This is a genomic window from Acinetobacter sp. TGL-Y2, assembly GCF_001612555.1.
Classification (GTDB): Bacteria; Pseudomonadota; Gammaproteobacteria; order Pseudomonadales; family Moraxellaceae; genus Acinetobacter.
The window spans coordinates 1,280,199-1,293,565 of record NZ_CP015110.1 but is presented as its reverse complement, the minus strand read 5'-3'; the positions used below and the strand labels follow the sequence as shown (position 1 = coordinate 1,293,565).

Here is a 13,367-nt window from a genome sequence, read left to right as displayed (position 1 = left end):
AGCGCAAATTAGTGCGCAATTCTAAAGAAAACAAATCAGCAATGACAACCTTTTATATAGTTCTTTAGTCGAATAAGGCGAAAAAATTAATAATTTGACTTGATTCTTTTAATGAAATGATTTTGATTTTACAAAAGAAAGGATCATCACAAATTTAATTACAATTTATTGTTTTACATTGTTTTATTAGAAAGTGACATAAGCACTCATTCGCTAAATTGTTATAGTAATGGGGATTACCAGTCCAAAATATTATGACCACATCACATCAACCATACAACAATACCTAAAAAGTATTTTAAATAGCCATTTAAAAATTTAGGTCTATATTAACCACTGAAAATATTTAATTTAAAAAAAAACAACTGAATTAAGCTTTCTTAAAACATTTATTACAAGTTATTAAAATACATCGCACTTAAATATTTAAAATCAATAACTTAAGGTCAATTTGATCTTAATCCAGTGTTTATATTTTACTTAACCAAATGTGGGTTTAAATATTAGAACAAAATAAATAAAGAGTTTGAAGCATGAGGGAGTTAAACGAGATTTAAAACAAATATGAATTAAACCTCCTTTTCATTCATATAGCGCCAATAACGTTTCGGCACATATTGTATATGTAACTTCATATTTTTACGGGCTTGGATATTTACGCTATTAAAATAATCTTTCCAAAGCTGGTCATACAGTACTTCTTCATCATCCAGCTCAATGCTAAAGCTTTGGCTTGCGCCAATTGCAAGTTGTGCATCGACTTCATAAGCATTCATTTGAATTTGATGGACTAGATCTAAATCATAATAGATACCAAATTTTCGCTTTTCATCATAGATCAACCATTTTTGATCTTGATAACGACTTTTAAAATGTCGCTCAATGAGCGGTAAAACATTAAAATCGGGTCGAACTAAACTCAAAAACAAACCATCCTGACACTTTTTGAAACGTACAAAAGCTTCCATACGATGTTTTTCACGACCGACTTGCTTTGCCCACTGCGCCAAAGCCAAAACATCCTGATGCCCATAGTCTTTATCGACAGGTCTGCTCGATTGAAATACATAAAGACTAAAATCGAAAAGCGATTGAAATGCATCTATTTGCTCGGACAAAAACGTGTAATAAAAGTTGCGAATACCACTGCTCGACACTTTCTGCTTTAGGCCTTGCCACACGCGCTGCGCTTGCTCCTCATTAGACTGTACATCGATACTTTCATCAAACAAGGCATGTTGAATGTGATTGGGGGTCACTACTCGAACATCAAACTCTTTAAATTGAAAAGCGCGATACACACAGCTAAGCAAGCCTGTCATGCTGCCATCAAAAACATACTGTGCCATTTAGAAACCAAAGCCCAACTGAGGTGACAGTTGTTTTTGATATTTAGACTGCCCACCTTGCAAGATTTGCTGTCGAATTTGACTGGGCAAGCGCTCTTTAACAAATTGCGGGGTGTCCTGACAGCGAATAAAATGCTGCGCTCGATTGTAAGCCACACCCATACGCTTCAATTGATCAATATGAATCGCACCAAAACGACGTGCCTGAACAATTTTCTTGGCAGAGCGCACCCCAATACCCGGCACACGCAAAATCATCCGATAATCCGCGCGGTTAATATCTATAGGGAATTGATCTGGATGGCGTAGTGCCCAACTCAGTTTAGGGTCTATGTCTAAGTCTAAGTTGGGATGCTGATCATCGACAATTTCTGTCGCATCAAAGCCATAAAAACGCATCAGCCAATCGGACTGATACAAGCGATTTTCACGCAACAAGGGCGGCGCTGACCCAACTGCGGGTAAGGCTTTTTCTTCATCATTAATCGGGATATAACCCGAATAATATACCCGCTTAAGTTTATAATCCTTATAATGTCGATCTGCCATTAAAATCACATCTTGATCGGTTTCTTGATGGGCGCCCACCACCATTTGTGTGGTTTGCCCTGCTGGAACAAACTTAGGCACAGACTTGATTAACTTGCGCTCATCGGTCAATTGAATCAAACGATCTCGTACAATGCCCAAGTCTTTTTGCACTTCGGCATGAGATTTTTCTGGAGCGAATTTCTTCAACCCATCTTCCGTGGGCATTTCTAAATTAATACTCATCCGATCTACATACAGCCCCGCTTCATGAATAATTTCTTCTGAAGCACCTGGAATGGTCTTAAGATGGATATAACCATTAAAGTTTTCTTCAAGACGCAGCTTTTTCACGACTTGAAGCATACGTTCCATGGTGTAATCCGCAGACTTAAAAATCCCTGAACTGAGAAATAGCCCTTCAATATAATTTCGACGATAAAAATTAATGGTCAAATCGACCACTTCTTGCACCGTAAACGCCGCACGTTTTACATCATTTGAGCGCCGTGAAACGCAATATGAGCAATCAAAAATACAGACATTTGAAAATAAGATTTTAAGTAGCGAGACACAGCGCCCGTCTTCAGTATAGCTGTGACAAATCCCGGCGCCTGTATTGCCCAGTCCCTTGTCTTTGTTTTTTCGATTACTACCACTTGAAGAACATGAAACATCATACTTGGCAGCATCAGCTAAGATTTGTAACTTTTCACGGATACGATCTGACATGACAATGACTTTAGAAAATAAGTGATTTGGCTATTATAAAGGTTGTCAAAATTCACGGCATGACACTCATCTTGCATGCGACATGAGATGACGCTTCATTTTATCTCTTGAATTTTTGGATAATAGATTCTTGTGCTTATCTTTGAACCCTATAATTTGGAAGTTTAAGTCTAAAAAAACGAAAGGGACTTTTCCAAATAGAGATTTATCAAACCTCATATTAATGGTATCTCAGTGCTTTCAATATCCAGCCTTTTTATCATATGCATCATTTTTTTATAAAATAATGAATATAAGTTGCTTAGTGCGCAGAGCTTAGGCACATTTGAGTTTAATTCATGGAGCCTAGATATGACTTTATTAGAACAACTTGCGATTCAGCACCCTCTTTTTCTTGCGCCAATGGCGGGCGTTTCTACAGCAAAGCTGGCTGCTGAAGTTTCAAATCAAGGTGGTCTAGGCTCGCTAGGTTTAGGTGCAGCCTCACTGGCTTCAGCAAAACAACAAATTTTGGAGACCAAGGCTTTAACCAATCGACCTTTTCAAGTCAATTTCTTCTGTCATCAATCCTCCCTGCAAGATACACCGCGTAATCGAACATGGATTGAACATTTAAAACCCCAATTTGAAAAATTCGGCGCAGAATTACCGCACGATTTAGACTGTATTTATCCAAGTTTTTTAGACAATGATGATTATTTAAATCTAGTTCTAGATACTCAGCCCAAAGCGGTCAGTTTTCATTTTGGTATTCCACATGAGCGTCAAATTAAAGCCCTCAAAGATGCAGGAATTATAACCATGGTCTCTGCAACCAATCTTGCAGAAGCCAGAGAAATAGAGGCCGCAGGCATTGATATTATTATTGCGCAAGGCATTGAAGCCGGCGGACATCGTGGTATTTTCAATGAAAACATAGACAGTGGGATCAAAACAGCAGACTTGGTTAAATTGCTTGCAGCCCATTGTTCACTGCCTATCGTTGCGGCAGGTGGCGTGATGAATGGCTTCCAAGCGCAGTATCTACTCAATTTAGGCGCAGCTGCGGTGCAGCTTGGTACGGCATTTGTGCAATGCAAATCTTCGAGTGCCAATGCTGCCTATCGTACGGCTTTACTCAGTAAACCCATTACACAAATTACTTCCAGTATATCTGGGCGTCCTGCGCGCGGGATTATCAATGCTTGGGCAAAATCTGTCGATTTACCAGAACGTGTAGAAGTTGCACCTTATCCTTATGCATATGATCTAGGCAAACAGCTAAATGCTGCTGCATTGAAACAAGGCAATTCAGAATATGGCGCATTTTGGGCTGGCAGTAACGTCATTCAAGTTCGAGAACTTGAAGCAACAGACCTGATGAATCAGTTGATTTTAGAAATGAATCAATATGACGAATGATGAAATAAAAAGCAAAAAGCCAAATATGTACATTTGGCTTTTTTATTACCTTAAACTTTTAAAGTCGATTGTAAATTACACGTCCAGTAAATTAAATTGCTCAGTTTGTACATCACTCATAATCAAGCCTTGATCAAGCAATAAGTCAAAATAAGCTTCAACCACTTTGGCTTGATCTACAGTATTTTCAACTTTGTACATGTTTTGGCGAAACTCATTGCTTGAGCGCAAACCTTTGGTATACCAAGCAATATGTTTTCTCGCAATTCGACATCCTGAGTATTCACCATAGAATTCATATAATTCTGATAAATGTCCCAAAAGCACATCTTTCACTTCTAAAATGGAAGGTGCTGCTAAATGCTCGCCAGTATTTAGATAATGCGATATTTCTCTAAAAATCCAAGGGCGACCTTGCGCCGCGCGTCCGATCATCACTGCATCTGCGCCCGTATGTTCCAAAACAAATTTGGCTTTTTCAGGACTATCAATATCACCATTTGCGATGACTGGAATTCCAATACTATTTTTAACTGCTTTAATCAGATCATATCGTGCTGTATTTAAATACATATCTTCACGTGTACGACCATGCAAAGCCAAGGCTGCAATACCCGCTTCTTCTGCACGCTTTGCCACACGTAAAATGTTTTCCTGACCATTTAAATAACCCAAACGCGTTTTGAGGGTCACGGGTACATCCACGGCGTGAACGACTGCATCTAAAATTCGAGCGACCAAATCTTCGTCTTTGAGCAGTGCCGAGCCCGCCAACTTATTGCAGACTTTCTTGGCAGGACAGCCCATATTGATATCGACAATTTGAGCGCCGTTCGACACCTGATAGCGCGCTGCTTGCGCCAATTCTAATGGATCTGAACCTGCAATTTGTGCAGAAATTGGTGCAAGTTCACCATCAAAATTTGCACGATACAAACTTTTTTTACTCATACGCAAGGTTTGATCAGCTGTCATCATTTCACTGACTGCATGACCGGCACCAAAGTATTTGCACAGAGTTCTAAACGGACGATCCGTTACGCCTGCCATCGGAGCGACCCAAATAGGCGTAGGCTTTGATTTATCAAACAAATCTCTAATGACGCTGTGTTGACTCAATTTTTCTAACCTCGTTTAACTTTGTTTAGTCACTTCATATTGACTTTTTAATGCACAAGCGTTGCATCCTATTTGCACCTTAAATATCTAGGTGCAAATTCATGGGTACAGTCACAAATGACAAACTAAAGACGGTACAACACGATATAGAGTACAAATCCGCGTTCAACACCTCGGCTACCCAGAATTCAAACAATCTAAAACATTCAGCAAAAAATCACTCGCTGATGAATGGATCAAAAGAACTGAGGCGACAATTGAATTGAACCCTGAAAAAATATTGAACCTTGAGGTGCAATTAAAACAAAAAACACTCAAAGAATTTATTTTTCAGTAGTTGGAAGAAGCGGACAGTTTTTGCCAGAACTAAAACAGGAATACTGCAACATATCGCTAGTTTAGAGATTCCAGAGAAAAATATCTATTCATTAACTCGACAAGATTTTTCATAATATGCAATGTTAAGAGTAACAGGGAATCCATTAACTGGTTCTGATGGAGTCGCTCCTGCGACTGTCTTAAAAGATCTAAGGCATATTAAAGCGGTGATTGTACATGCGGAGTTCGTTTGGGGCGAGCCATTAGAAAATATCCTGATTGAATAAGCAACAGTGTATAAATCTGACATCTTTCTTCTTGAGTAAGATGAGACTAGGGCGTGTCCTCATTTGAAGTATATATTTCACTCATCAGTTTCATTCTATTAAAATAGCTTAACTCGTTGTCTAGAATTAAGCTTCAGATCATGTCACGTAGAGTCATCACAGACGAAATTTGGAATCAAATCCAACAAACTATGCAATTTTATGGCTGTTATCGTTCACGTAATAGTAAGAATATTATGGAAGCCATCCTATGGAAGCTTCGCACTGGTGCTCCTTGGCGTGATGTTCCTGAAGATCTTTGCCCATGGCAAACGGCTTACAACCGGTTTAATCGTTGGGCGAACAAAGGGCTCTGGGAGAATTTGTTTTTAAATTACGAGGCGTATTGGATAAAGAATGGGTATTCATTGACGGAAGCTATATCCGCGCGCATCAGCATGCAAGTGGAGCTCGGCATGGTGAAGAAAGCGCAATTGGAAAATCAAGAGGTGGAGCGACTACAAAAATTCACCTTGCCGTCGATGCGAGTGGATATCCGATTGATTTTGAAATCACTGGCGGTGAAGTCCACGACAGTCAAGTTGCAAGCCAATTAATTGAATTGGTGGGTGAAGCAGAGTATTTGATTGCAGACAAAGGCTATGATTCAGAGAATATCCGGGAAGTTGCTCGAAATCATCATATGATTCCGATCATTCCAAGAAAATCTAATAGTAAGAAAGTAAACGTTGAATTTGATCATTATCTTTATGGATTAAGACATCTCGTTGAAAATGCGTTTGCTCGCTTAAAACATTTCCGGGGTATTGCCACTCGTTTTGAAAAGTTAGCTCGTAATTACAAGTCAATGTTATTTTTGGCTTGCTCATTCATTTGGTGTAAATCCAAATGAGGACAGACCCTAGGCTTTTATCGCATCTACACACACTATAAAACCAACTTAAATCCATTTAAGTTATTGAAAAAATTAAAATATAATTTAAAACATTAAACCACCCATTTCGAAAGCTAAAGTGAAAATACTCTTTTTGTCTCAAGTTATATCATCTTATTTTTTCAAAATTAAGCCTAGCTTGTCTTAAAAAATTCATAATATGGTCGAACAATAATAAATTGATTAAAAAGTCGCAGAATCTGTAGCTTGGGCAGATCCAAAAACATTCTTTATCAATATGTGCGCTTAGGTACTGAAAAGTCTTTAGCTGAAAAAGGCATTCACTTCACAGATGGTCAACTCTATAAAGCATCAAATGTCCTGATTAAAACACTGGCAGATAACTTACTGATAGGTGTCTATAACGAGCAAAATGAGCTGGTCGTACCAAAAGGTTATCTGCCAAGCTCAAGTGGTATTTATGGTCTAGTACATATGGATGCGACTCAAGCACTTCAGAACTTGGGTGGCACTTTAGCAGATTGGACGGGCATTACACCTGCGAGTATTTTAGATCATTATCTTGGTGCAAATACCTCTGAACTCAATGGTGGTGCAAGCCGCCCATTCTGGTGGTATGTCGAACTTTTAGGCGATGTGATCAAAGCGAATCTTAAAGGGGGTGCAAGCCTCATTCATGTCGTAAGCCAACTCACTACAGAAGGCTTGAATTTTGTCGGTCAATACGTGAATGGTGAATTGCTACATAATGATTTCTCTTCAAAAGATCAACTGGTGAATACCTTGACTCAAGTGGCTTATGTATATGCAGGCGACCTTGCAGGTAATATTGCCATTGCCACCAATATTTTAAATCCAGACACCAACACATCAGCACCCTTAATCCATTTGGTACTACCTTAGTTCAGTCTGGAAATGATGTGATCAAAGGTAACTTAGGCAACAATAGCTGATTTGGTGGTGCAGGTAACGATACGCTAGACGCCAATGGTGGGCTACTCAACATCCCGAATGGTGATGCGGGTAATGACAAACTGTTGGATGGTTTAGGCAACGAAAGCTATGCATTTAAACTCGGTTTCGGTGTTGACACGATCTATGAAAAAGGTAGAAACGATACAATCAAGTTTGGTGAAGGAGTCAATGTAAATGACTTACTATTTAACAGTTCAGGTAAAGACTTAGCCATTTCACTCTAAGATGGTCAAGATCAAATTACCATCAAAGACTGGGCAAAAACCGCAGCCAATCAAGTTGAAAACATTCAATTCTATAGCGGCGAACGTTATGACTTGACCCATATTGATCGGCAATTAAATTTTATCTAAAAAAACTCATTTTAAAGCCATAAAAAATAGGTGCATCATGCACCTATTTTTTATCTTAAGCATAAGGACAGCTTAACGTTTACCAAATGAACGACGTGTGCCACGGGGTGGCATCCAAGTACGGTCTGCATAAGGTGTTGGCCTCGGACGTAAGTCTTCCACCTCTTCATCTGCCGGTTTCGCATCATTTACTTGCTTAATTGGAAACGGTAAATTGACCAATGGTTTTTTCTTGGGAGGATTTTGCGCGCTCATTAGCAGTAACTCAATTCAATCTAGCGCCATTGTACGAAAAAAATCATTTTTTTGCGAGCCTATTCAAATTGTAACTCAGCACTATTTTAGGGCTATTTTTTAAATATTTTCGTGATTTTTTGATAATTCGTCCAGATATTGAACGACGCAGTCGCTCAATTTAAGCTAAGATAGTGTGCTTTTTATTTTTTTAATCCCCATAAGAAGGAATACTGCCGTGGACGTACGTCTCTCTGATCGTGTCAATGCCATCAAACCGTCCCCTACACTTGCCGTTACCAATAAAGCTGCTGAACTCAAAGCCGCTGGCAAAAATGTTATTGGTCTTGGCGCAGGTGAACCGGATTTCGATACTCCGCAACACATCAAAGATGCAGCAATTGCAGCAATTAACAATGGTTTTACCAAATATACAGCTGTGGACGGTACGCCAAGTCTTAAAAAAGCAATCATTGCTAAGTTCAAGCGTGACAATAACCTTGACTATGCAGCAAACCAAATTCTGGTTTCTTGTGGTGGTAAACAATCATTCTTTAACCTTGCTCTAGCATTATTGAACAAAGGTGATGAAGTGATCATCCCTGCACCTTTTTGGGTAAGCTATCCAGATATGGTGATCATCGCTGAAGGCATGCCTGTCATTGTAAAGTGTGGTGAAGAACAACGTTTCAAAATCACACCTGCTCAATTAGAATCAGCGATTACTGACAAAACACGTTTAGTGGTACTCAACAGCCCTTCTAACCCTACAGGTATGATCTACACCAAAGCTGAACTTGAAGCTTTGGCTGAAGTTCTTCGTAAATACCCAGAAGTGTATATCGCATCTGACGATATGTACGAACCAATCCGTTGGGATGATGAGTTTTATAACATTGCAACTGTAGCACCTGACCTTTATGACCGTACCATCGTGCTGAATGGTGTGTCTAAAGCTTATGCGATGACTGGCTGGCGTATTGGCTATGCAGCGGGTCCTGCTAAGCTGATTGGGGCAATGAAAAAAATCCAATCTCAATCGACTTCAAACCCAACGTCTATTTCGCAAGTTGCTGCTGAAGCTGCATTGAATGGTCCTCAAGATGTGCTTGAGCCTATGATTGAAGCATTCAAACGTCGTCATGACTTGGTTGTGAATGGCTTAAATGAAATCAATGGTATCTCTTGCTTACCTGCGGATGGTGCATTCTATGCATACGCAAACATCCGCCCATTGATTCGTGCGAAAGGCTTAAAATCTTGCACAGAATTCTCTGAATGGTTATTGGAAGAAACTGGTGTTGCCGTTGTTCCTGGTGATGCATTTGGTCTAGGCGGTTTCATGCGTATCTCTTATGCAACTGCGGATGAAGTTCTTGTTGATGCACTAGCACGTATCAAGAAAGCGGCTGATTCAATTGAGGGCGTAGATGCTGCGATTGCATCTATTGCTGCTGAAAAATAATCTGAAATTTTTCGGATAAAATAAAACCCGCGTCTATCGCGGGTTTTATTTGCTTTGTACTTTTCATAGTTGCTACTTGTCATTGATCCTTAATTTTCATTGATTAAAGTGTTCCAAGTGTTTACCCCATTAATTGATTGAAGTTCGGTGGATCTGCCTCAGTCCATTTCACTCCCCACTCCACCATCGCCATTAAAATAGGCAGCAGTTCACGTCCTTTTTCAGTTAGTACGTATTCAAAGCGCTGCTGACGATCAATATAGGGCTGTTTTTCCAATATCCCTTGCTCAACCAAACGTGATAATCGCTCAGCCAATACATGCCGTGTAACGCCTAAGCTCTTTTGAAAATGCTCAAACTTGCGCATGCCTGTAAACGCATTTCTGATAATGAGCAACGTCCACCGATCTCCGAAAATCGCAAGACTTTGCGCAATCGGGCAGTTTTGTTCGGTCGCCTCGATCCATTTCATGACTTAATCTTCCACATCGTGATGATCAATTGACATTGACGATACTTTATACAATTATGTATGGTATTCACAAGTTCTTATTTAGAACTTGTTAGATAAAAATCGATATCTAGCTGTATTCAATATGCAACTCGAAGGAAAAACAATGAATCCAAAAGAAATGACAGGACTACAACTTCTCCAAGCAATGGCTGCAGGTCATATTCCTCCTGCGAGTATTAGCGAAACTATTCCAATGAAACCGACTCAAATTGAAAGTGGTCAAGTGACATTCGAAGTTCAAGCGGATCAGCGCCATCTTAATCCTTTAGGCGGTGTACATGGGGGTTTTGCAGCGACCGTACTTGATACGGTGACAGGCTGCGCAATTCATACTGTATTAGAGGCAGGTGTTGGCTACGGCACCATCGATCTGAACATTAAAATGTGTCGCCCTATTCCTAAAGATAAGCCCCTCACAGCGATAGGTGCCGTGATCAATACCAGTAAAAATTTAGCTATTTCTGAAGGTAAAATTATTGATGAACAAGGCAAACTTTATGCACACGCCACCGCGACTTGCATGATTATTCGTGGGTAAATAAAGATTAGTCCCATCAAAAAATGAAGCACCTTATAGGGGTGCTTTGATTTGAATATCAAAATGATTAAGGCAGATTCAATTCGTGACCTTTAATCTTTAATGACCATTTTTAATCATTAATGCGCAGAACCAATCGCTTTGAGCTGTGTCTTGTGTGGTTTGGTTGGGTACTGACAAGCCTTGAAAGTGCAATAGTTTTGCAACACATTATCAATCTGCAAAGTTTCTGTTTGATTGTTCTTTATCGACCATGCACATGTTTCATTTCTACCCGTCAATATATTACCGGTAATGGCATACACATAAAGATCTTTCTCTGGGTTACGCTTGTCATCTTCTACATTTACATTGAGAAAAAGTTCAAATTGATAGTCAATGGGTGCTTTCGCCAACCATTTTTGGGCAAACCAGAGCTGCAGTAAATCGCCCAAACACAGTGATTCTTTTTTAAAGGGCCAAACTTCAATAAAGGCTTCATCCACAGAGATTTGGTACTGCTTTGGATCAGATAAAATAGCGAGATAGTTTTCTTTATAAAAAGAAAGATTAGAAAATATTTGGGATATGCTAAGCGTATTCATTCGCTGTCTCCGAGTTTAGCCATTTTAGTGCTGGCAAGTTGGTTTAAATCCACACTGTTTAAGCAACCGCTTAAACGTTCTGTTATGAATTCAATTTAACAAGCCGAATCGGTTGCTGCAAGTTTTTTTCGCATTTTCTGACATTTCGCGCAAATAAAGAGCATATAAACTCAAAGTGACGCCTTCATGACAATTTAAGCTTGACCCTTGCTCAAATCTCCTTATAATCGCATTCAGATTCTCCAATAGCTCAGTCGGTAGAGCGACGGACTGTTAATCCGCAGGTCCCTGGTTCGAGCCCAGGTTGGAGAGCCAAATATTAAAAAGCCCACTCATTATGCAGTGGGCTTTTTTTATCTCTATCATTTTTATACATATATAAAGATGAGTGAAAGTGAATCACTCATCTTAAGCTTCGTTTTAACAATAAAATGACCAATAAAAACATCAATCAACTACATTGAATGCCAAAGTATATTTATAACGTTTTAAATTATCTGTTTTAAACTCAAATGGCTGCTGATAATCCAGTTTCAGCAAATACTGACCCTTATCTAGTATCCTAAAATTCAGTGTTCCATCTACAGCTGTAGTGAGGATTTTATAGACTTTTTCCTTACGGCTAAAATCGTAAGTCTGTGCTAACAGCTCAACTTTAAGATTTGCCACGCCGTGTTGATCATCCAGAACCTTGAATGACACAGGCTGATTGACCTTAATCGCATTGGGGTGAGTCAAAAACTGCATATCGAAACCGCCATGAATGTGCTTAATCACATGGTCGGAGGTTTGGCGACGCGATAAAAAGCTTTCAATAATTTCTAAAGTTTCAACGCTTTTGACTTGGGTATTTTTTTTCAGCTGAGATGCATAAAGGACATTGGCATTTGAGCTTTGAGCTTCTTTCGGTTTAGCATTGACCAGTGCTTTCCACTTCCCTGTGTCCAATGCAAATTTGGCTGTACTGCCTTGTTTTTCACCGCGAATACGATAAGTACCATCCATCTTATTTTCAAGACTATACGCACTCAAAGTTTGGGTTTTTAACCAGGCTTGATCTTTGATATAAATCTTTTCACCATTAGGCGTATGAAAATGAAAATCAAAATTTTTTATCGCCACTTCTGGTGCAAATGGATTGTCATAAAAGCCTGCAACAATTGCCGTGTGATTATTGAAGGTTTGAAAACTTAAAGGTGCCACATAGGGATAATGTGCATGGGAAATGGTCGTGCATAATGCGGCTGCCGTACAAAAAAGAAGGGTTTTAAAAGTATTCATTCTATCCATTTGATTAATCAAGCATAACCAGATAGTGTAGAAATAACCCAACATTATGTAAATGATTCTTATTTGTTATTGTAATATATTAAAAAAACCATTTAAAAAAATTCCCTCCGTAGAGGGAATTTTGATTAAGCTGCCTGTAATGGTACACCGCTATGGAAGCGAAACAGCTCATCGGGTGCCAATATCAATTTTTTTTCCACTTCGCGAAAATGTGCAATCCGGGCTTGAATATCTTCTTTTGGATTTTTCAGTGTCGAGCTTTGTGCAACATCCAAAGCCAATGACAAATAGTCTTCAAAATGGCGAGATTCAGACTTAAGCAAGTAACGGTAATACCGCCCAAGCTCTTCATCCACAATCGGTGCAAGCGCATAGAAACGTTCACAAGAGCGTGCTTCTACAAATGCCCCAATCACCATAATATCAATCAAGGCTTCAGGCTCATAGGTGCGGACTTCCTTACGTAAACCGCCCGCATAACGTCCCGCACTAATCGACTGCCATTCTTGCCCACGCTTAACCATCAGTTCAAGCACTTGCTCATAATGCAGCATTTCTTCACGTACCAACTGGGCAAGTTTCACTTGCAGGTCAGTATAGAAGTTATAACGAAACATCAGATTCATGGCTGTACTGGCCGCTTTCTTCTCACAATTGGCATGATCTTGCATTAAGATATCAAGATTATCTTTTGCTGCATCTAACCATGCTTTCGGTGTTTCACAGCCTAAAAATGCAATCACAGGCTGAATGAGTTCATCGTATTTGGTGGTATTTTGCATGAT

14 protein-coding genes, 1 tRNA gene and 2 pseudogenes are annotated in these 13,367 nt (G+C 39.4%); 9 read left to right on the top strand and 8 right to left on the bottom strand.

The features are described 5' to 3' along the window. Positions 1–569 precede the first annotated feature (569 nt). On the bottom strand, positions 570–1,349 hold the full coding sequence (locus AMD27_RS06000) for a TIGR03915 family putative DNA repair protein (RefSeq protein WP_067657682.1): 780 nt from the start codon (positions 1,347–1,349) through the stop codon (positions 570–572). Further along, on the bottom strand, positions 1,350–2,609 hold the full coding sequence (locus AMD27_RS05995) for a putative DNA modification/repair radical SAM protein (RefSeq protein ID WP_067657679.1): 1,260 nt from the start codon (positions 2,607–2,609) through the stop codon (positions 1,350–1,352). A gap of 351 nt (positions 2,610–2,960) precedes the next feature. Here AMD27_RS05995 and AMD27_RS05990 point away from each other — a divergent pair, with 351 nt between their 5' ends. Beyond that, positions 2,961–4,010, top strand: coding sequence for an NAD(P)H-dependent flavin oxidoreductase (locus AMD27_RS05990; protein ID WP_067657676.1), 1,050 nt, complete (start codon positions 2,961–2,963; stop codon positions 4,008–4,010). 75 nt (positions 4,011–4,085) lie between these two features. On the opposite strand, the gene dusB is transcribed toward AMD27_RS05990, so the two are convergent. Continuing rightward, positions 4,086–5,102, bottom strand: coding sequence for a tRNA dihydrouridine synthase DusB (gene dusB, locus AMD27_RS05985; protein WP_265733179.1), 1,017 nt, complete (start codon positions 5,100–5,102; stop codon positions 4,086–4,088). Between the two features lie 128 nt (positions 5,103–5,230). On the opposite strand from dusB, the pseudogene AMD27_RS19335 reads away from it, so the two are divergent. The 5 genes and pseudogenes from AMD27_RS19335 to AMD27_RS19085 form a co-directional block, all read left to right on the top strand. Next, positions 5,231–5,731: pseudogene (locus AMD27_RS19335) on the top strand (site-specific integrase); the annotation flags it as partial. 143 nt (positions 5,732–5,874) lie between these two features. After that, positions 5,875–6,626, top strand: a protein-coding gene (locus AMD27_RS05980) for an IS5 family transposase (protein WP_416202806.1) whose coding sequence is annotated in 2 segments (ribosomal slippage) — positions 5,875–6,088 and positions 6,088–6,626 — 753 coding nt in all. Because the reading frame shifts where the segments join, the coding sequence is not laid out codon by codon here. 249 nt (positions 6,627–6,875) lie between these two features. Then, positions 6,876–7,532: a hypothetical protein gene (locus AMD27_RS19095; RefSeq protein WP_067657667.1), complete on the top strand. Its 657-nt coding sequence runs from the start codon at positions 6,876–6,878 to the stop codon at positions 7,530–7,532. Between the two features lie 134 nt (positions 7,533–7,666). After that, positions 7,667–7,828 (top strand): hypothetical protein, encoded by a 162-nt coding sequence (locus AMD27_RS19090; RefSeq protein WP_228140719.1) that lies wholly within the window; start codon positions 7,667–7,669, stop codon positions 7,826–7,828. 15 nt (positions 7,829–7,843) lie between these two features. Continuing rightward, positions 7,844–7,957, top strand: coding sequence for a hypothetical protein (locus AMD27_RS19085; RefSeq protein WP_228140743.1), 114 nt, complete (start codon positions 7,844–7,846; stop codon positions 7,955–7,957). Between the two features lie 72 nt (positions 7,958–8,029). Here AMD27_RS19085 and AMD27_RS05970 read toward each other — a convergent pair whose 3' ends face one another. Then, positions 8,030–8,212, bottom strand: a complete 183-nt coding sequence (locus AMD27_RS05970) for a hypothetical protein (RefSeq protein WP_067657658.1) — start codon at positions 8,210–8,212, stop codon at positions 8,030–8,032. Positions 8,213–8,429: 217 nt separating this feature from the next. Here AMD27_RS05970 and AMD27_RS05965 point away from each other — a divergent pair, with 217 nt between their 5' ends. Then, positions 8,430–9,656 carry a pyridoxal phosphate-dependent aminotransferase gene (locus AMD27_RS05965; RefSeq protein WP_067657655.1) on the top strand — a complete coding sequence of 409 codons (1,227 nt, stop codon included), beginning with the start codon at positions 8,430–8,432 and terminating at the stop codon, positions 9,654–9,656. Between the two features lie 157 nt (positions 9,657–9,813). On the opposite strand, the pseudogene AMD27_RS05960 reads toward AMD27_RS05965, so the two are convergent. Continuing rightward, positions 9,814–10,128 (bottom strand): annotated as a pseudogene (locus tag AMD27_RS05960) (winged helix-turn-helix transcriptional regulator); the annotation flags it as partial. Positions 10,129–10,273: 145 nt separating this feature from the next. On the opposite strand from AMD27_RS05960, the gene AMD27_RS05955 reads away from it, so the two are divergent. After that, positions 10,274–10,708: a PaaI family thioesterase gene (locus AMD27_RS05955; protein WP_067657649.1), complete on the top strand. Its 435-nt coding sequence runs from the start codon at positions 10,274–10,276 to the stop codon at positions 10,706–10,708. 119 nt (positions 10,709–10,827) lie between these two features. Here the strand turns inward: AMD27_RS05955 and AMD27_RS05950 are convergent, their stop codons facing one another. Then, positions 10,828–11,292, bottom strand: coding sequence for a hypothetical protein (locus tag AMD27_RS05950; RefSeq protein ID WP_081405930.1), 465 nt, complete (start codon positions 11,290–11,292; stop codon positions 10,828–10,830). A gap of 239 nt (positions 11,293–11,531) precedes the next feature. On the opposite strand from AMD27_RS05950, the gene AMD27_RS05945 reads away from it, so the two are divergent. Then, a tRNA-Asn gene (locus tag AMD27_RS05945) sits at positions 11,532–11,607 on the top strand. Between the two features lie 132 nt (positions 11,608–11,739). Here the strand turns inward: AMD27_RS05945 and AMD27_RS05940 are convergent. Then, positions 11,740–12,573, bottom strand: a complete 834-nt coding sequence (locus AMD27_RS05940; protein ID WP_067657646.1) for a DUF4198 domain-containing protein — start codon at positions 12,571–12,573, stop codon at positions 11,740–11,742. Positions 12,574–12,707: 134 nt separating this feature from the next. Further along, positions 12,708–13,364, bottom strand: a complete 657-nt coding sequence (locus tag AMD27_RS05935) for a tRNA-(ms[2]io[6]A)-hydroxylase (protein WP_067657643.1) — start codon at positions 13,362–13,364, stop codon at positions 12,708–12,710. Positions 13,365–13,367 lie beyond the last annotated feature (3 nt).

What these genes read in the sequence shown, in the direction of transcription:
- AMD27_RS05955 (WP_067657649.1), top strand. Translation starts at nt 10,274, where the DNA reads ATGAATCCAAAAGAAATGACAGGACTACAACTTCTCCAAGCAATGGCT.
- AMD27_RS05935 (WP_067657643.1), bottom strand. Translation starts at nt 13,364, where the DNA reads ATGCAAAATACCACCAAATACGATGAACTCATTCAGCCTGTGATTGCA.
- AMD27_RS05970 (WP_067657658.1), bottom strand. Translation starts at nt 8,212, where the DNA reads ATGAGCGCGCAAAATCCTCCCAAGAAAAAACCATTGGTCAATTTACCG.
- AMD27_RS05995 (WP_067657679.1), bottom strand. Translation starts at nt 2,609, where the DNA reads ATGTCAGATCGTATCCGTGAAAAGTTACAAATCTTAGCTGATGCTGCC.
- AMD27_RS06000 (WP_067657682.1), bottom strand. Translation starts at nt 1,349, where the DNA reads ATGGCACAGTATGTTTTTGATGGCAGCATGACAGGCTTGCTTAGCTGT.
- AMD27_RS05990 (WP_067657676.1), top strand. Translation starts at nt 2,961, where the DNA reads ATGACTTTATTAGAACAACTTGCGATTCAGCACCCTCTTTTTCTTGCG.
- AMD27_RS05940 (WP_067657646.1), bottom strand. Translation starts at nt 12,573, where the DNA reads ATGAATACTTTTAAAACCCTTCTTTTTTGTACGGCAGCCGCATTATGC.
- AMD27_RS05950 (WP_081405930.1), bottom strand. Translation starts at nt 11,292, where the DNA reads ATGAATACGCTTAGCATATCCCAAATATTTTCTAATCTTTCTTTTTAT.